This window comes from Sinorhizobium glycinis (assembly GCF_001651865.1).
In the GTDB taxonomy this organism is placed as follows: domain Bacteria; phylum Pseudomonadota; class Alphaproteobacteria; order Rhizobiales; family Rhizobiaceae; genus Sinorhizobium; species Sinorhizobium glycinis.
Map to the genome: position 1 here is coordinate 442,121 of NZ_LPUX01000060.1, position 19,301 is coordinate 461,421.

Annotated in this window: 17 protein-coding genes and 1 tRNA gene; 6 read left to right on the forward strand and 12 right to left on the reverse strand. The window is 63.6% G+C overall.

The window, feature by feature from the left end; all coding sequences use genetic code 11:
• Window positions 1-11: 11 nt before the first annotated feature.
• The 3 genes from AU381_RS15495 to AU381_RS15505 form a co-directional block, all read right to left on the reverse strand.
• Entirely contained in the window at window positions 12-821 is an 810-nt protein-coding gene (locus AU381_RS15495; RefSeq protein ID WP_064242622.1) for a hypothetical protein, read from the reverse strand.
• Window positions 822-1,001: 180 nt separating this feature from the next.
• Complete coding sequence (locus AU381_RS15500) at window positions 1,002-1,607, reverse strand: general stress protein (RefSeq protein WP_064242623.1); 606 nt, start codon at window positions 1,605-1,607, stop codon at window positions 1,002-1,004.
• A 38-nt stretch (window positions 1,608-1,645) separates the two neighbouring features.
• A complete protein-coding gene (locus AU381_RS15505) occupies window positions 1,646-1,957 on the reverse strand; it encodes a PepSY domain-containing protein (RefSeq protein WP_064242624.1) in 312 nt (103 codons plus the stop codon).
• Between the two features lie 182 nt (window positions 1,958-2,139).
• Here AU381_RS15505 and AU381_RS30315 point away from each other — a divergent pair, with 182 nt between their 5' ends.
• A complete protein-coding gene (locus AU381_RS30315; protein WP_082910037.1) occupies window positions 2,140-2,301 on the forward strand; it encodes a hypothetical protein in 162 nt (53 codons plus the stop codon).
• A 276-nt stretch (window positions 2,302-2,577) separates the two neighbouring features.
• Here AU381_RS30315 and AU381_RS15510 read toward each other — a convergent pair whose 3' ends face one another.
• The 3 genes from AU381_RS15510 to AU381_RS15520 form a co-directional block, all read right to left on the reverse strand.
• Window positions 2,578-3,315, reverse strand: a complete 738-nt coding sequence (locus AU381_RS15510; protein WP_082910038.1) for an SGNH/GDSL hydrolase family protein — start codon at window positions 3,313-3,315, stop codon at window positions 2,578-2,580.
• Between the two features lie 242 nt (window positions 3,316-3,557).
• A complete protein-coding gene (locus AU381_RS29765; protein ID WP_156528611.1) occupies window positions 3,558-4,277 on the reverse strand; it encodes a hypothetical protein in 720 nt (239 codons plus the stop codon).
• Between the two features lie 69 nt (window positions 4,278-4,346).
• Window positions 4,347-4,423: transfer RNA gene (locus AU381_RS15520), tRNA-Arg, on the reverse strand.
• A gap of 221 nt (window positions 4,424-4,644) precedes the next feature.
• Between AU381_RS15520 and AU381_RS15525 the strand changes: the two genes are divergently transcribed.
• From AU381_RS15525 to metH, 4 genes are all read left to right on the forward strand, one after another.
• Window positions 4,645-5,541 carry an ROK family protein gene (locus AU381_RS15525; protein ID WP_064242626.1) on the forward strand — a complete coding sequence of 299 codons (897 nt, stop codon included), beginning with the start codon at window positions 4,645-4,647 and terminating at the stop codon, window positions 5,539-5,541.
• A gap of 255 nt (window positions 5,542-5,796) precedes the next feature.
• On the forward strand, window positions 5,797-6,294 hold the full coding sequence (locus AU381_RS15530; RefSeq protein ID WP_064242627.1) for a heme-degrading domain-containing protein: 498 nt from the start codon (window positions 5,797-5,799) through the stop codon (window positions 6,292-6,294).
• Between the two features lie 11 nt (window positions 6,295-6,305).
• Window positions 6,306-7,463, forward strand: a complete 1,158-nt coding sequence (pmi, locus tag AU381_RS15535; RefSeq protein WP_064242628.1) for a mannose-6-phosphate isomerase Pmi — start codon at window positions 6,306-6,308, stop codon at window positions 7,461-7,463.
• A 414-nt stretch (window positions 7,464-7,877) separates the two neighbouring features.
• Window positions 7,878-11,648 carry a methionine synthase gene (gene metH, locus AU381_RS15540; RefSeq protein WP_064242629.1) on the forward strand — a complete coding sequence of 1,257 codons (3,771 nt, stop codon included), beginning with the start codon at window positions 7,878-7,880 and terminating at the stop codon, window positions 11,646-11,648.
• A 4-nt stretch (window positions 11,649-11,652) separates the two neighbouring features.
• Here the strand turns inward: metH and AU381_RS15545 are convergent, their stop codons facing one another.
• The 6 genes from AU381_RS15545 to AU381_RS15570 are packed head-to-tail and all read right to left on the reverse strand — an operon-like array spanning window position 11,653 to window position 17,862.
• The gene (locus tag AU381_RS15545; RefSeq protein WP_064242630.1) at window positions 11,653-13,248 is read right to left on the reverse strand and encodes a GMC family oxidoreductase; all 1,596 of its coding nucleotides are present in this window, start codon (window positions 13,246-13,248) and stop codon (window positions 11,653-11,655) included.
• Window positions 13,249-13,273: 25 nt separating this feature from the next.
• Complete coding sequence (locus tag AU381_RS15550; protein WP_082910040.1) at window positions 13,274-14,266, reverse strand: branched-chain amino acid ABC transporter permease; 993 nt, start codon at window positions 14,264-14,266, stop codon at window positions 13,274-13,276.
• Window position 14,267: 1 nt separating this feature from the next.
• The gene (locus tag AU381_RS15555; protein WP_064242632.1) at window positions 14,268-15,155 is read right to left on the reverse strand and encodes a branched-chain amino acid ABC transporter permease; all 888 of its coding nucleotides are present in this window, start codon (window positions 15,153-15,155) and stop codon (window positions 14,268-14,270) included.
• A 3-nt stretch (window positions 15,156-15,158) separates the two neighbouring features.
• On the reverse strand, window positions 15,159-15,860 hold the full coding sequence (locus AU381_RS15560; RefSeq protein WP_064242633.1) for an ABC transporter ATP-binding protein: 702 nt from the start codon (window positions 15,858-15,860) through the stop codon (window positions 15,159-15,161).
• A 1-nt stretch (window position 15,861) separates the two neighbouring features.
• The gene (locus AU381_RS15565; RefSeq protein WP_064242634.1) at window positions 15,862-16,644 is read right to left on the reverse strand and encodes an ABC transporter ATP-binding protein; all 783 of its coding nucleotides are present in this window, start codon (window positions 16,642-16,644) and stop codon (window positions 15,862-15,864) included.
• Window positions 16,645-16,656: 12 nt separating this feature from the next.
• Entirely contained in the window at window positions 16,657-17,862 is a 1,206-nt protein-coding gene (locus AU381_RS15570; RefSeq protein WP_064242635.1) for a beta-hydroxybutyrate-binding protein, read from the reverse strand.
• Between the two features lie 241 nt (window positions 17,863-18,103).
• Between AU381_RS15570 and AU381_RS15575 the strand changes: the two genes are divergently transcribed.
• A complete protein-coding gene (locus AU381_RS15575) occupies window positions 18,104-19,048 on the forward strand; it encodes a LysR family transcriptional regulator (RefSeq protein WP_064242636.1) in 945 nt (314 codons plus the stop codon).
• Window positions 19,049-19,301 lie beyond the last annotated feature (253 nt).

Here is a 19,301-nt window from a genome sequence, read left to right on the forward strand (position 1 = left end):
GGTGCTACTCCCTATTTTGCTGTCCGCATCTCGACGTCGCCGCCGACATCGGCGAATCCCCATTCGGTGACGTCGATCTCATAGTCGCGCCGCGAGTACATTCTTCCGCGGCAAATCTTCGTCTGCGGGAGCGGCAGATCCCGCTGCGCCGCCAGCCGGCTGAGGAGCTCGTCCATGAGCCACAAGGGAATCCGGTCACGCTCGGAGGGATAGATCCATCGGAAGTTGAGGAGATGGATCAGGAGCACTTCCCAGTGCGCTTCCATATATTCGAGCAGCCGGCGCCAGTCGATCCGGTCGTGGGTCTTTAGGATCGTGTGGGCGACGTCGGCGCCGTCGTAACGCTCGCGAAGCTGGATGAAGGATTTGGACCAGACCAATTCGGTCGGAGCGACGATCAACACCCGCGACGCGCTGATCTCCACCGGAAGAGCGTGTTCGAACCATGCATCGTTGACGAGCATGGTTCCGTTCGGCGAGGCGAAGATGACGTCGAAGAAGAACTTGCCCTTATAGACCTTCCCCAGCCACCGGTCGTCCTCGATTTCCACCGAGTAGCCGCGCGATTTGAAATGCTTGAGTATTCGGGTGTAGTCGCCGGCCTTGCAGAAGACATCGAGATCCTTCGTCGGCCTCGAAATGCCGGTATAGGCGCTAACGGCGAAGGTGCCGGCGATCAGAAACGGGATTTTCGATCTGACGAGCTCGGCTATGGCGCCGGCGACGAAGGCCTCCGCCTTCTCGTCGACAAGCTGTGGCAGGGCAAGTGGATGACGGGCCGCTCGCGGCGTCTTCGACTTCGGTGGCATTGCCGATGGCATGCTTTTTCTCCTGCGAAGGAACACCTACGAGAACACGCGAGAACTCGGCTAAGTTCCGCAGCATCGAGGCGAACGCCGCAGGAAATAGATGGCGAACAGTGACATAAGCAGCCACAAGCGGCTGCCGTGCGTCTCTTCTGGCGCACGGCAGTCGCTGAGCACTTTGCCGGATGGCGACAGTTACAGCGCCGGCGGTCGATAGCGTTCACGCTCGCGTTGAACCTCGTCGAGGCTGTAGGGCGCGGCCGCCTCGTCGAAACGCGTCCAGCCCTCTTCCGTGTAGGCCCGCCGGCGCACCGAGGTGTCGACGGCATTGCGGTTTCTGAGGATCGCGTCTGCCTGCGGGACCAGGGACTCGTCGACCTTGGCCACGACCAGCGTGCCGCCCCGGCGCACGCCCTCGGCGTAAAGATGCGCGTCCTCTTCCGGGATGCCCGAATCGGTCAGCGACCCGATGATACCGCCGGTGGCGGCACCAGCCACCGCCCCGGCGACCGCGCCCACTGTTGTCGATGCGAGCCAACCGGCGGCGACGACGGGCCCAACTCCCGGAATGGCCATCAGCCCCAGTCCGGTCAGGAGGCCGACCGCGCCGCCGCCGGCCGCACCGAGCCCCGCGCCGATGCCTGCTCCTTCGGCAGCCCCGGAACTCTCACCCGAATAACGATCGCCGGCATTGTTGGCGACGATGCTGACATCCTCCGACGGAATGCCGGCCGCCTCCAGATCGTTCACCGCCTGTCGGGCATCGTGGTAGTCGTCGAAAAGCCCTGCCACTGTTCTCATCTTCTTCTCCCTTTCTGTAGCGCCGAGCAATCATCGACCTAGAGGGCGGTGACGTTGCCCTGGTAATCGAGAGCGACCGTGACGGACTTGCCGTCCTTCATTGCGGTTGCCCGCCAGATGCCCTTGTCGTCGAGCTTCAGGTCGCCGACGTCGGCGTAGCCGGCATCCTCGATCCGCTCACGCGCCTGGTCTTCCGTAAAGCTGTTCTTGCCGGGAACGGGCGCCTCGGGATTTTGCGTGCCGGGCGTGGCGATTGCCGGTGTGCTTCCGCCCGAGGTCGCCGTCTGCGCAAGCGCCGGCATCGCGGCAGCGCTCAAGAGCACTGCAACGCCAAAGATCGTGTTCTTCATGGCCTTTCCTCTCTCGGGGGTCATTTCCCGACCAACCAAACCGTCCGGGCATGGTTTGGTTCCGAAGCCTCCCGGGGAGGATCGAACCGGCCGCCCGCGCCGGGGAGAAGCTACTCCCGCGGAACTTTCTTGAGATTGGCCGGTTGCCGCTGCCGTGAACCGAGATTTTCGAGGAGAGCGTAATGGCTACGAATGTGAAGGACGGCAAGGCGCCCAAGAGTTCAAAAGGCACGCATGGCGGAAACCGTGCCGGCGACCAGCCCAACAGGGACGCGGCCAAAAAAGGCGAGGTCAAGAAGAGCAGCCAGGCGGCGGGCAAGGACCCGCAGCGGGGCAAGGGCTGAGGCAACAGCCCTCAAACGAAAAGGCCGGGCTCAGCCCGACCTTTCATCGCCACCTCCCGCCGCTGCCAGTACATCCGTGGTCAGCGACGAGAGGGACAGTAAAGGCAGTGTAGGGGCCGATTGTTGCAGTGGCAAGACGGCCAAATGGATGGTTATGTCTTCGCGGACCCTGCGTTCGGCTAGCCAATTTAATCCGCAGGCTCTTGTCGCTGCTGTGTCCTCCGTTGCCCTAACCCAGACCTTCGTCCGAAGCCGAGAGACCGAAGTCCTGCAGCGTCATCGCGCGATCAATTCGGCGCGGCCGCTTGATGCCTTTTCTCGTGTGAGAAAAGATATGATCGCGGCGGCGATCTTTTTGCCACCCTCTGCCGAGGGCTCGATTGCGTTGGCGAAGTCCGTGTCCTCGTTGCAGATGACGCGAAGGTCGATCAACGGGACACCACGTTCAGTGGCCGCGCGCGTGATGCAGTCGTTGAGGATCGCGAGTGCCGTGACGGCGATGCGCCTTCGGTCCGGCTCCGGGTACCGGACGTCATAGATCGAGCATATGGCCGTCGGCAGCTTGGCGGCCAAAACAGCATCCAATGTGGAGGCGTATTCAGAGCAGAACTGCTCTCTTATGTCTGCCAGCCTTAGCAACGTGTCTGCGACAGAGCGCGAGGGAGCGTCCAAGACGGAGGAAACGCCGAGAGCATCGTTACCGCCCATGCTCACGACGAGGTGGGTTGTAGCGGCGGGAAGGCGCTCCAGCTGCAGGCGCACGTCCTTCATGACGCTGCCGTCATTGGCAAGCAGCGCGGCAGACCAGCCGACCGGCAGCTGTCGAGTCAGGTGAGCCATTACGTCGGCGCCGGCGGCTACATAGGAGCCGTTGTCAAATACCGAATCCCCTAGAAGAACGATCTTGTTCGTCATTGCCACATCCCTGGCGAAAGCGTTCTGCGAATCCGGCTTTGCAAACAGTGCGGCGGCTGCGAACAGAAAGAAGTGCCGGCGCGGCATCGGGAATTTCACCGGAATTCCTCCTCCAGGCAGCTGTCCTGAATTAGCTAATGGCGCTGTCCCTCAAGGCAAGGTTACATCGACGCCCGGGCGAGGCCATGATCAAAGACTGGACGACAACATGGCGGTCGGCCGCATGGACAGGCCACACCAGCAAACGTCAATCAGGCCGATGGAGATGAAGTAGAGCGGGCTCCGGCAGGATGGTCGTATCGCGGGAGCGCCGGCATCACCCGCGATACGGCTGTTCAGCTCTACATCGCGTTGACCATGGTGCAGAGTTGCGCGATCGTCATCGTGCCGCCTGTAGCGGAAGTGCCCGCCGCCGAACCGGATGCCGTCGATCCGGTGGTGGTGCTTGCAGTGGTCTCACCCGAAACCTTGGGTGTGGTTCCAGCCGCCGAACCGCTCGCGTCGCCTGATGCACTGCCGGCTCCCGCTGCCGATGCAGTCTGCATCGTATTGCAATCCTCCTTGATCTGGTTCTGCTGCTCGGCCGTGAGATTCGACCAGTTCGCCTTGATTTCATCCTGGCTGCGCAAGGTCGAACCGGAGGCATCGGAAAAGAGGGCATTGCGAACCGGCTCTGGCCATTTCGACGTAGTGCTCCTTTCCGCTTCATTCATCTGCATCATCCCCGGCGTTCCGGAGCTGCTTTCAGGAGTGGCGGACGTCGTCCCGGATGCGGAGCCCGATGTACTGCCCGATGTAGAACCGGAACTGCTTTGAGCGATGGCGGCGGATGCCATGGCAAGGGAAATGGCGGCCGCCAGAAGATAATTGTATTTCATCTGCGTTGTCCTTTTGTCAGCGCGCACCACGCGCACCGCTTCGAACCGGCAGGCCCCAACAAGGTTCCGCGAATTAGCCCTCCACCGCCATCTTGCGTCATGGCGGCAGGCAGTATCCTTCTCGGCAATCCCAGTCATCAAGTCGGCATGCAGCGGCGCTACGCCATCATCGAAGATGATCACAATCGCCGGCGATTTTTCCCACCGATCGAGTCATGACCGATCGCGCTATCTCGGAGGAAGACGCTTAAATGGTGATCCCGGCGCGATTCGAACGCGCGACCCCCAGATTAGGAATCTGGTGCTCTATCCTGCTGAGCTACGGGACCACTCGGTATAGACCCTTACAAAAGCGAGGCCTGTTCGCCAAGTGTTTTTGCGCTCATGGCCGGCGATTTGCCGCCGCAGGCGGAAGGCGAGTGCGAAGTTCCGATGTGGCGATGCGAGTCATGGGGCTAGCATAGCCGACAGAGTGAATGCTAAGCAGGGGCCGGCGGCGGTCGGAGGAGATGCCGCCTTTCCCGAATCCATCCTGGGACCTGATCCGCGCATGTTTATCGGAATCGATTGGGGCGGCACCAAAATGGAAGTCATCGCGCTTGACCGCGATGGCGAAACGCGTGCCCGGCACCGTGTTGCAACTCCGACCAGCGGCTATGACGCGTGCATCCGCGCCGTGGTCGATCTCGTCGCCGCCGCCGAACAGACGGCCGGCGCGCGCGGTTCGATCGGCATCGGCATTCCCGGCAGTCCCAATCCGCGCACCGGGATCGTGCGCAACTCCAACGCCGTGCTCATCAACGGCAAGCCGCTCGGGCGCGACCTCGAGGCGGCGCTTGGGCGCGAGGTGCGGCTTGCCAACGACGCCAATTGCCTGGCGGTCTCCGAGGCGGTCGACGGGGCCGGCAAGGATGCGCATGTCGTCTTCGGCATCATCGTCGGCACCGGGCATGGCGGCGGGCTGGCGATCGGCAAGAAGGTGCATGCCGGCTACCAGGGTGTTGCTGCGGAGATCGGCCACTATCCACTGCCCTGGATGAGACAAGACGAATATCCCGGGCACAAATGCTGGTGCGGCAAGCTCGGCTGTCTCGACATGTATGCCTGCGGCACCGGGCTTGAGCTCGACTATCGCCTGACGACCGGCGTCGACCGCCGCGGCCGCGATATCATCGAAGCGAAGCGTGCCGGGGACCCGGACGCGACCGGCGTCTACGACCGCTTCGTCGACCGGCTCGCCCGCAGCCTGGCGCTGCTGACCAATATCGTCGACCCGGACGTTTTCGTGCTCGGCGGCGGCATGTCCAATGTCGACGAGATTTATGGCGAGCTGCCGGACCTGATAACCAAGTATCTATTCGGCGACAGTTTCGAGACGCCGATCCGCAAGGCCGTGCATGGCGATAGCTCCGGCGTGCGCGGTGCCGCCTGGCTCTGGAAGGAGTAGCGCGTGTCAAGCCTCGGCGTCCGCCCTATTTCCCCCTCTGGCCTGCCGGCCATCTCCCCCACAAGGGGGGAGAATACGGGCGGCTCACCTCTCGTTCCGGCCGAGACACTGCTGAACACGGAACTCTTACATGGATGCGTAGACCGTGCCACATCCTTTCTCCCCCTTGTGGGGGAGATGGCCGGCAGGCCAGAGGGGGCATCGCCATCACCCCAGTCCCATCCGTCCAGCTCCCCTAACGACAGCGGAGGCATCATGAACAATATCGACAATGATCTGCGCCGGATCGCGCTCCAGGAACAACAGTTGCAGTTCGAGCGCTTCGATCTCGACACGGCCTGGACGCTCGGCTCGACGCTTCGCCGCATGGCGGCCGAGCGCAAGCTCGGCGTCGCCATCGACATCACCCTGTTCTCCATGCAGGTCTTCTATGCGGCGCTCGACGGCGCGACGCCGGACAATCCGAATTGGGTGCGGCGCAAGCGCAACACGGTTTTCCGCCTGTTCAGGAGCAGCTACGCCACCGGCCTCAACCTCCTCAAACAGCAGACGAACCTGCAGGCGAAGCTCGGCCTGCCGGATGCGGAGTTCGCCGCCCACGGCGGCAGCTTCCCGATCGTCGTGAAGGGAACCGGCTGCATCGGTGCCGTCACGGTTTCCGGCCTGCCGCAGCGCGACGACCACAATCTCGTCGTCGAAGCGCTGGCCGAACTCCTCGGCGCCGATCACGATGCGCTGAAACTCGAGAATTGACGGACGGACCGATGGACATCGCATTGCAGGCGAGGGAGCTCGACCGCTGGCTCGCGGAGGCCGCCCTGCCGCTCTGGCGCGAAAAGGGGTTCGATGCGGCCGGCGGCGGCTTCGTCGAAACGATCGACATGGCCGGCGAACCGACCCGGGCCGATCGCCGCTCGCGCGTCCAGCCGCGCCAGGTCTATTGTTTCGCGGAGGCGGGGCGGCGTGGCTGGAGCGGCGACTGGCGCACGGTCGCCGAAGGCGGACTTTCCTATTTCGATCGCGTCTATAGGCAGCCGAGTGGCTTCTATGGTGCGCTTGCCAATGCCGACGGGGAGATCGTCGACCCGTCCTTCGACCTCTACAATCAGGCCTTCGCGCTGCTTTCCTTCGCCGATCTGGCTGAGGTGATCCCGGAGCTGAAGGCCGAGATGGCCAGCCGCAGCGACGATCTCAGGCGCAAGCTGGAGGCTCACTGCAAGCATCCGGTCGCGGGTTTCGATGAGGACAACCCCCCGCGCCTGCCGCTTGGGTCCAACCCGCATATGCATCTCTTCGAGGCCTGTCTCGCCAGCGAAGCGGTCGAGGGGTTCGACCGGGTCGCCTGGGCCAACCTCGCCGACGAGATCGCCCATCTGGCGATGGATTGCTTCGTCGACGCCAAGACCGGCGTGCTGCGCGAGTTCTTCGATCGCGACTGGGCGCCCTTTCCGGGCGAGAAGGGGCGCATCGTCGAGCCCGGGCACCAATTCGAATGGGCATGGCTGCTCCTGCGCTGGGCAGAGCGGCGCGGCAATGCGGAGGCGATCGTCAAGGCGCGCCGGCTTTTCGACATCGGCGAAACACACGGCATCTGCGGCAAGCGCGACGTGGCGATCATGACGCTCTTCGACGACCTGTCGGTCGCCGACCCGGTGGCGCGGCTCTGGCCGCAGACGGAATGGCTGAAGGCGGCGATCCGCTTTGCCACGCTTTCGGACGGCAGCGAGCGGCAACGCTATCTCGCCTCGGCCTCACGTGCGGCGGGAGCACTTCAGCGCTTCCTCGAAACGCCGATCCGCGGGCTCTGGCGCGACAAGCAGAAGGCGGATGGCAGTTTCGTCGACGAGCCCGCACCGGCCAGCAGCTTCTATCATATCGTCTGTGCGATTTATGAAGTCGAGGATTGCCTGGAGCGGATGTGACGGGCGTTGATTTGCCCCTCACCCTAGAGCATTTTGCAGTCAGGTGGAATCACCTGACGTCGCAAAAATGCGGCAAAAACAATGGCTTAGAGCGGAGGCGCGAACGTATGTGAGCGCATCCCGCTCTAGCCCTCTCCCCGCCTGCGGGGAGAGGGGACTTGGGCGGCGCGACATATCCCTTCGCCCCGCTTGCGGGGAGGAGGTGGCGGCAGCCGGATGAGGGGCGCCCCCGCAAGAATCTCTCCTCGGTTCCCCATCCTGTTTCCCCTTCGATGGCCCGTCGCGGCGGGCTTTTTGTTGCGTCCCGTTGTTGCCTCTGGCCAAAATTGTGATCGGGTCGTATGTTGACATAAAGATATCTTTATGTGACTTAATCGACAAAGCATTTGTCGTTTTCAGAACGGGAGAATTCCCATGTCCGCCGCGTCCCTCTTTGGAGAACTCTCCCCCAGGCCCGACGGCTCGGAAGTCTTCCGCGCGCTGCGGCAGGCAGCGGCCGAACGCATCCTAATCATGGACGGGGCGATGGGGACCGAGATCCAGCAGCTCGGTTTCGCCGAAGACCATTTTCGCGGAGAGCGGTTCGGCGGTTGCGCCTGCCACCAGCAGGGCAACAACGATCTCTTGACGCTGACGCAGCCGAAGGCGATCGAGGAGATCCACTACCGCTACGCCCTTGCCGGCGCCGACATTCTCGAGACCAACACCTTCTCCTCGACCCGGATCGCCCAGGCCGACTACGGCATGGAGGACATGGTCTACGACCTCAACCGCGACGGTGCGCGTCTGGCGCGGCGGGCGGCGAAGCGCGCCGAAGCGGAGGATGGCCGGCGGCGCTTCGTGGCCGGCGCGCTCGGCCCGACCAACCGAACCGCCTCGATCTCGCCCGACGTCAACAATCCCGGCTACCGTGCCGTCAGCTTCGACGATCTGAGGCTCGCCTATGCCGAGCAGGTGCGCGGCCTGATCGACGGCGGCGCCGACATCATCCTGATCGAGACGATCTTCGACACGCTGAACGCCAAAGCGGCGATCTTCGCGACGCAGGAGGTCTTCGCCGAGAAGGAGGTCCACCTGCCGGTGATGATCTCCGGCACGATCACCGATCTTTCAGGCCGGACGCTTTCCGGCCAGACGCCGACCGCCTTCTGGTATTCGGTGCGCCATGCGGCGCCCTTTACCATCGGCCTCAACTGCGCCCTCGGCGCCGACGCGATGCGCTCCCATATCGACGAGCTTTCGAGCGTCGCCGACACGCTCGTCTGCGCCTATCCGAATGCCGGTCTGCCGAACGAATTCGGCCGCTACGACGAGAGCCCGGAGGCGATGGCGGCGCAGATCGAAGAATTTGCCCGCGACGGCCTCGTCAACATCGTCGGCGGCTGCTGCGGCTCGACGCCGGCCCATATCCGCGCCATCGCCGAGGCGGTGCAAAAATATCCGCCGCGCCCGGTGCCGAAGATCGAACGCCGCATGCGGCTTTCCGGCCTCGAACCCTTCACGCTCACCGACGAAATTCCCTTCGTCAATATCGGCGAGCGCACCAACGTCACCGGCTCGGCGAAGTTCCGCAAGCTGATCACCGCCGGCGACTATGCCGCGGCCCTCGACGTGGCGCGCGACCAGGTGGCGAACGGCGCGCAGATCATCGACGTCAACATGGACGAGGGGCTGATCGATTCGACCCGCGCCATGATCGAGTTCCTGAACCTCGTCGCCTCCGAGCCGGACATCGCCCGCGTGCCGGTGATGATCGATTCCTCCAAATGGGAGGTGATCGAAGCCGGTCTCAAATGCGTCCAGGGCAAGGCGCTGGTGAACTCGATCTCGCTCAAGGAAGGCGAGGAGGCGTTTCTGCATCACGCGCGGCTGGTGCGCGCCTATGGCGCCGCCGTCGTGGTCATGGCCTTCGACGAGCAGGGGCAGGCCGACAGCAAGGCACGTAAGGTCGAGATCTGCCGGCGCGCCTATTGGCTGCTGACCGAAGGGGTGGGTTTCCCGCCGGAGGACATCATTTTCGATCCCAACATCTTCGCGGTCGCCACCGGCATCGAAGAGCACAACAACTACGGCGTCGATTTCATCGAGGCGGCGCATGAAATCATCGCGACGCTGCCGCATGTCCATATCTCCGGCGGCGTGTCGAACCTTTCCTTCTCCTTCCGCGGCAACGAGCCGGTGCGCGAGGCGATGCACGCCGTGTTCCTCTATCATGCCATTCAGGCGGGCATGGACATGGGCATAGTCAATGCCGGCCAGCTCGCCGTCTATGACGCGATCGACCCGGAGCTTCGCGACGCCTGCGAGGACGTGGTGCTGAACCGCCGTCCGGATGCGACCGAGCGCCTCCTGGAGATCGCCGAGCGTTATCGCGGGCAGGGCGGCGCGCAGGGCAGGGAAAAGGACCTCGCCTGGCGTGAGTGGCCGGTCGCCAAACGGCTCGAGCATGCGCTCGTCAACGGCATCAACGAGTTCATCGAGGTGGACACGGAGGAGGCGCGGCTTGCCGCCGAGCGTCCTCTGAATGTCATCGAGGGTCCGCTGATGGCCGGCATGAACGTGGTCGGCGACCTCTTCGGCGCAGGCAAGATGTTCCTGCCGCAGGTGGTCAAATCGGCCCGCGTGATGAAACAGGCAGTCGCCGTGCTGCTGCCCCATATGGAGGCGGAAAAGCTTGCCAATGGCGGCACGGGGACCCGCGAGAGCGCCGGCAAGATCCTGATGGCGACCGTCAAGGGCGACGTGCATGATATAGGCAAGAACATCGTCGGCGTCGTGCTCGCCTGCAACAATTACGAGATCATCGACCTCGGTGTCATGGTGCCCTCGGCGAGGATCCTCGACGTGGCAAGGCAAGAGCAGGTGGACGTCATCGGTTTGTCCGGCCTTATCACCCCGTCCCTTGACGAGATGGTGCATGTCGCCTCCGAGCTGGAGCGGGAGGGCTTCGACATTCCGCTGCTCATCGGCGGAGCGACGACCAGCCGCGTGCATACGGCGGTCAAGATCAATCCGCGCTACAGCCTCGGCCAGACGGTCTATGTGACCGACGCCAGCCGCGCCGTCGGCGTCGTATCGAGCCTGTTGTCGCCGGAGGCGAGGGACGGCTACAAGCAGACGATCCGCGCCGAGTATCTGAAGGTCGCCGACGCGCATGCGCGCAACGAAGCGGAAAAGCGTCGCCTGCCGCTGTCGCAGGCCCGCGCCAACGCACAGAAGATCGACTGGGATGCTCATCAGCCGAAGACGCCCACATTCCTGGGCACGCGCGTCTTCGAGAGCTGGGATCTGGCGGAGCTTGCCCGCTACATCGACTGGACGCCGTTCTTCCAGACCTGGGAGCTGAAGGGCGTCTATCCGCGCATTCTCGACGACGAGCACCAGGGGCCGGCGGCGCGGCAGCTCTTCGCCGACGCCCAGGCGATGCTTGGGGAAATCATTGCGGAGAAATGGTTCGCGCCGAAGGCGGTGGTCGGCTTTTGGCCGGCAGCCGCGGCCGGCGACGACATCCGCCTTTTCACCGACGAGACGCGCAAGCACGAGCTTGCCACCTTCTTCACGCTCCGCCAGCAATTGGCGAAGCGCGACGGCCGGCCGAATGTCGCGCTGGCCGATTTCGTCGCTCCGGTCGAGAGCGGCAGGTGCGACTATCTCGGCGGCTTCGTGGTGACGGCCGGCATTGAGGAAGTGGCGATCGCCGAGCGTTTCGAGCGCGCCAACGACGATTATTCCTCGATCCTCGTCAAGGCGCTCGCCGACCGCTTCGCCGAAGCCTTTGCCGAGCGCATGCACGAATATGTCCGCAAGGAGCTCTGGGGCTATGCACCGGACGAATCCTTCACGCCACAGGAACTGATCGCCGAGCCCTATCAGGGGATCCGCCCGGCGCCCGGCTATCCGGCACAGCCGGACCACACCGAAAAGGAAACGCTCTTCCGGCTGCTTGATGCCGAGGGGGCGATCGGTGTCCGGCTCACGGAGAATTACGCCATGTGGCCGGGCTCCTCCGTCTCCGGCCTCTATATCGGCCATCCGGACGCCTACTATTTCGGCGTCGCCAAGATCGAGCGCGACCAGGTCGAGGACTATGCGGCGCGCAAGCGCATGGGGGTCCGAGAGGTCGAGCGCTGGCTTTCGCCTATCCTCAATTACGTGCCGATGCCGGAGACGCAAGCGGCGGAATAGGCTGCTACCGGTTCGCCGCCAGGATCATCTCGGCCGCCTTTTCGGCGATCATGATGGTCGGCGAGTTGGTGTTGCCGGACGTAATTGTCGGCATGATCGAGGCGTCGGCGATGCGCAGGCCTGCAAGGCCGCGCAGGCGCAGCTCGGGATCGACCACGCTCTCCGGGTCCGCCCCCATCCGGCAGGTGCCGACCGGGTGGAAGATCGTCGTGCCGATGTCGCCGGCGGCGCGCTTCAGCTCCTCATCGGTCTCGTAGCTCGGCCCGGGCTTGAATTCGACCGGCTTGTAGCGGGCGAAAGCCGGCTGCGAGACGATGCGGCGGGTAAGCCGGATCGCCTTCGCGGCGACGTCGCGATCGGCCTCGGCGGTGAGATAGCGCGGCCGGATGTCGGGCGCGGCGGCGAAATCCGGCCCCTTCAGATGCACGGAGCCGCGGCTTTCGGGCCTGAGATTGCAGACGCTGGCGGTGATCGCCGGGAAGGGATGCACCGGTTCGCCGAATTTCTCGAGGGTCACCGGCTGGACGTGATACTCGAGGTCCGGGGTCTCCTTTTCAGGTCCTGAGCGGGTGAAGATGCCGAGCTGGCTCGGCGCCATCGACATCGGCCCGGAGCGGCGCATCAGATATTCGAGGCCGATCGCCGCCTTGCCGACAAGCGAGCTCGCCTTCTCGTTCAAGGTCGGAACGCCGGTGACCTTATAGGCGAGGCGCAGCTGCAAATGATCCTGCAGGTTTTCGCCGACGCCCGGCAGTTCGTGGCGGACGTCGATGCCGTTCTGGCGCAGGATCTCCGGCCGGCCGATGCCGGAGAGTTCGAGAATTTGCGGCGAGCCGATGGCGCCGGCGGAAAGCACGGTCTCGCGCCGCGCCCGCGCACGCCTGGCGACCCCGTCATGCTGGAACTCGACGCCGGCGATGCGCCCCTCTTCGAGGGTCAGCTGCCGGACATGCGCCTTGGTCAGGATCGTAAGGTTGCGTCGGTTTCTCGCGGGCCTCAGGAAGGCCTTGGCCGTATTCCAGCGGATGCCGGAGCGCTGGTTGACGTCGAAATAGCCGGAACCTTCATTGGTGCCGCGGTTGAAATCGTCGGTTTCCGGAATGCCTGCCTCGGTTGCCGCCTTCTGGAAAGCGTCGAGCACCGCCCAGCGGACGCGCGCCTTCTCGACCCGCCATTCGCCCCCCGCGCCGTGCATGTCGTCGGCACCGCGATAGTGATCCTCGGATTTTTTGAAGAAGGGCAGCACCTCGTCCCAGTTCCAGCCGGTGCAGCCGAGCTGGCGCCACAGGTCGTAGTCGCGCGCCTGGCCGCGCATGTAGATCATGCCGTTGATCGACGAGCAGCCGCCGAGTACCTTGCCGCGCGGATAGGCCAGCGAGCGGCCATTGAGGCCTTCCTCCGCCGCGGTCGTGAAGCACCAGTCCGTGCGCGGATTGTTGATGCAGTAAAGATAGCCGACCGGAATGTGGATCCAGTGGTAGTTGTCGTTGCCGCCCGCTTCGAGCAGCAGCACGCGGTGCGCCGGATTCTCGGAAAGGCGGTTGGCGAGGACGCAGCCGGCGCTTCCCGCTCCGACGATGATGTAGTCGAACGTGTCCATTGGCTTTCTCTTACCCGGCGCGGGATCAGTGCTTGTGCCGGTGCTCGAAGCCGAGCCTGCGGCCGAGGCGGGAATTATAGAACTCGCCGACAATGCCTCGGCGGAACAAAAGCACGCAGACCATGAAGACGACGCCGGTGACGATCGTCACCGGAAATTCCGAGGTCGCCAGATAGTTCTGCAGCGTCACCACCAGCGCGGCGCCGAACAGCGGTCCGATCAGCGTTCCGATGCCGCCGAGCAGCGTCATCAGGATGACCTCGCCCGACATCTGCCAGCCGACGTCGGTGAGCGTCGCGAACTGGAAGACGAGGGCCTTCAAGCCGCCGGCAAGCCCGGTCAGCGCCGCCGACATGACGAAGGCGGCGAGCTTGTAGTTCCTGACCGAATAGCCGAGCGAGATCGCCCGCGTCTCGTTTTCGCGGATCGACTTCAGGATCATGCCGAACGGCGAATTGATGATCCGCCAGATGACGGCAATGCCGACGATGAAGACGGCGAGCACGAAGTAATACATGTTCGAGGACTGCGAGAGGTCGATGAAGCCGAACAGATGGCCGCGCGGCACCGACTGGATGCCATCCTCGCCATGCGTGAACTCGGCCTGCAGGCAGAAGAAATAGAACATCTGCGCCAGCGCCAGCGTGATCATCGCGAAATAGATGCCCTGGCGGCGAATGGCGAAAAAGCCGATCACCGCCCCCAGCAGTGCGGCGCCGGCGACGCCGACGAGAAGCCCTAGCTCGACCGGCAGGCCCCATTCCTTGATGGCATGGGCGGTGAAGTAGGCCGCGCCGCCGAAGAAGGCCGCGTGGCCGAAGGAGAGCAGCCCCGTATAGCCGAGCAGCAGATTGAAGGCGCAGGCGAAGAGCGCAAAGCACAGGATCTTCATCAGGAAGACGGGGTAGAAGAACAGGGGCGCAAGCAGGAGAAGCGCCAGGCCGAGCCCGAGAAACACCGTCTGGGCGACGACGGTCGAGCGTTCCTTCTGCTTTTGAAGTTCGAGTGTCAGCGTCATATCAAGCATCCCGGCCGAAGAGGCCGGCAGGCCTCAGCAGGAGAACGATGGCCATGATCACGAAGATCACGATATTCGAGGCCTCCGGATAGAAGACCTTGGTCAGGCCCTCGGCGACGCCGAGCAGGTAACCGGTGAGGATCGCCCCCATGATCGAGCCCATGCCGCCGACGACCACCACGGCGAAGACGACGATGATGATGTTCGACCCCATCAGCGGCGAGACCTGATAGATCGGCGCGGCGAGCACGCCGGCAAGCGCGGCGAGTGCGGCGCCGAGTCCGTAGGTCAGCGTCAGCAGAAAGGGCACGTTGATGCCGAAGGACTGCACCAGCACCGGATTTTCCGTCGCGGCACGCAGGTAGGAGCCGAGCTTGGTCTTCTCTATGACGAGCCAGGTGCCGAGGCAGACGAACAGCGAGAAGACGATCGCCCAACCGCGATAGATGGGCAGGAACATGAAACCGAGATTGGCGCCGCCGGTCAAAAGCGCCGGCGTCGCATAGGGCTGTCCCGAGGCGCCGTAGAGATAGCGGAACGTGCCCTCGACCGTCAGCGCCAGGCCGAAGGTGAAGAGCAGGCCGTAGAGCGGGTCCAGCGAATAGAGGCGCCTCAGCATGGTGCGCTCGATGGCGGCGCCGATGAGGCCGACGAGAAGCGGCGCCAGGATCAGCGCCGGCCAGTAGCCGATGCCGAAATGCGCGAGCAGCAGCCAGGCAATGAAGGCGCCGAGCATGTATTGCGCGCCGTGGGCGAAATTGATGACCCGCAACAGGCCGAAGATGATGGCGAGCCCGAGGCTCAAGAGCGCATAGAAGGAGCCGTTGATGAGGCCGATCAGCAGCTGTCCGAGAAAGGCCTGGAGCGGAATTCCGAAGATCGTCGTCATCTCTTACACCCCGAGCACGTCGTGCAGCATGTCCATGCGCGCGGAAAGCTCCGAGACCGGAAACTCGCCCGCCACCTTGCCGTGATCCATGAGATAGAAGCGGTCGGCGACCTTGCTGGCGAAGCGGAAGTTCTGTTCGACCAGCAGGACCGTCATGCCGCGCTCCTTGAGCTTCTTTAACACCTCGCCGATGCGCTGGACGATGACCGGGGCGAGGCCTTCGGTCGGCTCGTCGAGCAGCATCATCCGGACGCCGGTGCGCAGGACCCGGGCGATCGCCAGCATCTGCTGCTCGCCGCCGGAAAGCTTGGTTCCCTGGCTGTTGCGGCGTTCGTGGAGATTGGGGAAAAGCTCGAAAATCTCGTCGATCGACATGCCGCCTTCAGCGACGGCCGGCGGCAGCAAGAGGTTCTCGTAGACGGAGAGGGTCGAGAAGATGCCGCGCTCCTCGGGGATGAAGCCGAGGCCGCGATGGGCGACGCGATGGAGCGGCACGCGGATCAGATCCTCGCCGGAAAAGGTAATCTCTCCCTTACGCTCGCGGACGATGCCCATGATGGCACGCAGTGTCGTCGTCTTTCCGACGCCGTTGCGGCCGAGCAGCGTCACCATCTCGCCCTCGCCGACCACCATGTCGACGCCATGGAGAATATGGCTCTCGCCGTACCAGGCATTGAGGCCCGAGACCTTGAGCAGCGGTTTCATATCAGGCCTCCTCCGTGCCCATATAGGCGGTGCGCACCCGCGGATCCTCCGACACGGTGGCATAGTCGCCCTCGGCGAGAATTTCGCCGCGCTGCAGGACGGTGACATGGTGGCAGAGCGTGGCGACGACGGAGAGATTGTGCTCGACCATCAGCACGGCGCGCTCGCGCGCCACCTCGCGGATGATCTCGGCGACCATGCCGACGTCCTCGTGGCCCATTCCGGCCATGGGTTCGTCGAGCAACAGCACCTTCGGGTCGAGCGCGAGCGTGGTGGCGATCTCGAGCACCCGCTTGCGCCCGTAGGAGAGATCGGCCGCGACGGCGTTGCGCTCCTTTTCGAGGCCGACGGAGCGGATCAGTTGATCGGCCCTGGCGTTCAAGGCGTCGAGCGCCGACAGCGGTTTCCAGAACTGGATCGCCAGGCCGTTCGGCCGCTGCAGGGCGACGCGGACATTGTCGAGGACCGTCAGGTGCGGGAACACCGCCGAGATCTGGAACGAGCGGACGAGGCCCATGCGGGCGACCTTGTCCGGCGCCATGTTGGTGATGTCCTCGCCGAGCAGCGTGATCGTCCCGTGGGTCGGCTGCAGGAACTTGGTCAACAGGTTGAAGACCGTAGTCTTACCGGCCCCGTTCGGACCTATCAGCGCGTGCACTCGCGCATGGTGGACATCAAGGTCGACGTCCTTGACGGCGGTGAAGCCGCCGAAGTCGCGGCGGAGACCGCGGGCGGACAGAACCACCCGCGGCGCTCCATTCTCCAAAGGCGTGGCGACAGACATCCTCGTCGCCGATCAGGACTTCACGAGGTCGCAGCCGCTCTGGGCCGGATCGATGAAGGCCTCCTTGCCGGGAATGGTCGCGAGGACCTTGAAATAGTCCCAGGGCTCCTTGCTCTCTTCCGGCTTCTTGACCTCGAGCAGGTACATGTCGTGGATCATCCGGCCGTTCGGCGCCACCGTCCCATTTTCGGCAAAGACGTCGTTGACCGGCATCGCATGCAGTTCCTTGGAAACGGCGTCCGCGTCGTCGCTGCCGGCCTTTTCGATCGCCTTCAGATATTGCGTCACGGCGGAATAGGTGCCGGCATGGACCATGTTCGGCATCTTGCCGGTGCGCTCCATGAAGCGCTTGCCGAACTTGGCGCTTTCCTCGTTGCGGTTCCAGTAGAAGCCCTCGGTCAGCGTCAGGCCTTGCGCAGCCTCGAGCCCGAGGCCATGGACCTCGGCAAGCGTGAAGAGCAGTGCTGCGAGGCGCTGGCCGCCCTGGACGATGCCAAACTCGGCCGCCTGCTTGATGGCGTTCGAGGTGTCGAGACCGGCATTGGCGAGCCCGATCACCTTGGCCCCGGACGACTGCGCCTGCAGCAGGAAGGACGAGAAGTCGGTTGTTGCGAGCGGGTGGCGCACCGCGCCGACCACGTTGCCGCCGTTTTCCTTGACGTAGTTGCTGGTGTTTTCCTCGAGCGAATAGCCGAAGGCATAATCGGCGGTCAGGAAGAACCAGCTGTCGCCGCCCTGCTTGACCAGGGCGCCGCCGGTACCGACGGCGAGCGAATGCGTATCGTAGGCCCAGTGGAAGCCGTAGGGGCTGCATTGCTTGCCGGTGAGCTCCGTCGTCGCCGCACCGGTGACGATGTCGATCTTTTTCTTCTCTTTCGAGATCGCCTGGACGGCAAGAGCCACCGACGAGGTCGTAAGCTCCATGATGCTGTCGACCTGCTCGGTATCGTACCATTGCCGGGCGATGTTGGAGGCGATGTCGGGTTTGTTCTGGTGATCGGCTGTCACCACTTCGACCGGGACGCCCAGCACCTTGCCGCCGAAATCCTCGACCGCCATCAGCGCCGCCTCATAGGAGAATTTGCCGCCGAAATCGGCATAGACGCCGGACTGGTCGTTCAAGATGCCGATCTTGACCTTGCCGTCCGATGCGTCGGCAAGAGCGGCGGTGCTGCTGGCGAGCAGCATTGCGAGCGTGGCGATCAGTTTATTGTTCATTTGTCCTCCTCCCAAAGGATGTTCAGGGCGACGCTGGCCGCAATGCGCAAACACATAGGGCTCGTCCGTTTCCTTTCGAGGCCCCGGCCGCTTCCCACATCGCTCTGTTCAAATTTGGCCAGACATGCTCCTCAAAGGCCGGCCCTAAAGTTCACCATCTAGAAAATTTCGCTTGGAGGCAAGCGGATCAAACCGTAAATTGCAAACAGCATCTGTTCATTTTTGAACAGAGGGGAGGGGCATGAATCCGAATTTCACCTGGGACGACCTCCAGTTCTTTCTGGCGGTGGCGCGCACCGGCCAGCTTTCCACCGCGGCGCGGCGCTTGAGAACCAGCCATGCGACGGTCTCCCGCCGCATCGACCGGCTGGAATTTGCCCTCAAGGTCAAGCTCTTCGAGCGCAATCCGCGCGGCTATGTGCTGACGAGCATGGGCCAGCGCTTCGTCGAGACCGCCGAGCGGATGGAACGGGAGACGGAACAGCTTCAGCTGGATATCAGCGACGGCATGACCGCGCAGCGCGGCGTCGTGCGGCTGAGCACGCTCGAGGGTTTCGGCAATTTCTTCCTTTCCGACCGGCTTGCCGAATTTGCCAGCCGCTACCCGAACATTTCGCTCGAGCTGGTGGCGATCCAGCAGATCATGTCGCTGTCGCGCAAGGAGGCCGATATTGCCGTGGCGCTCGCCGCGCCCAAGGCCGGACCGTACCATTCCGAGGTGCTGACGCCCTATACGTTGCATGTCTACGGCGCGCGAAGCTACCTCGCCAAGCACCCCATGATCCGGACGCGCAACGATCTCAGCTCGCACCGCTTCGTCGGCTATATCGAGGACATGATCTTCACGCCGGGGCTCGACTATCTCGGCGAGATCCAGCCTGGCCTGCGCGCCCATTTCCAGAGCTCGAGCATCCTGACGCAGCTGAAGGCGGCGCGTCAGGGGCTTGGCCTCTGCGTGCTGCCCTATTTCATGGCGAAGGACGAAGCCAAACTTCAGATCGTGCTGCCGGACGAGATCGAGCTGAAGCGTACCTATTGGCTGATCTGCCATCGCGACTTGATCGCGATGCCGAGGGTGAGGGCCGTGCGCGATTTTCTGGTCGAAGCGGTCAGGGAGAGCCGCGGCTCTTTCCTCAGGGAGGTTCCACCGGCGATCAGCAAAAAGCGCCCCCTTGAAGAGCAATAATGCGTTAACCATATACTCGGCACGCGCCAGGGGCCTCTGTCCTTGTGCAGACGCCCAGAACGGGGCGTCGATTTCGAGCGCCTTTGCGCTCTGGTCAAAATATGCGTTCCGAATCAACAGCTTATAAATTTCTACTATTTTTTGAAAAATGGCTGTTGACTGGGGAAAGGGAGCGGGTCTATAAGCCCGATCACTGACGAGGGCGGCGGCGCTGCTGGCGACGACGACCTTCGCTCTAGAGTTTCCTTACGGA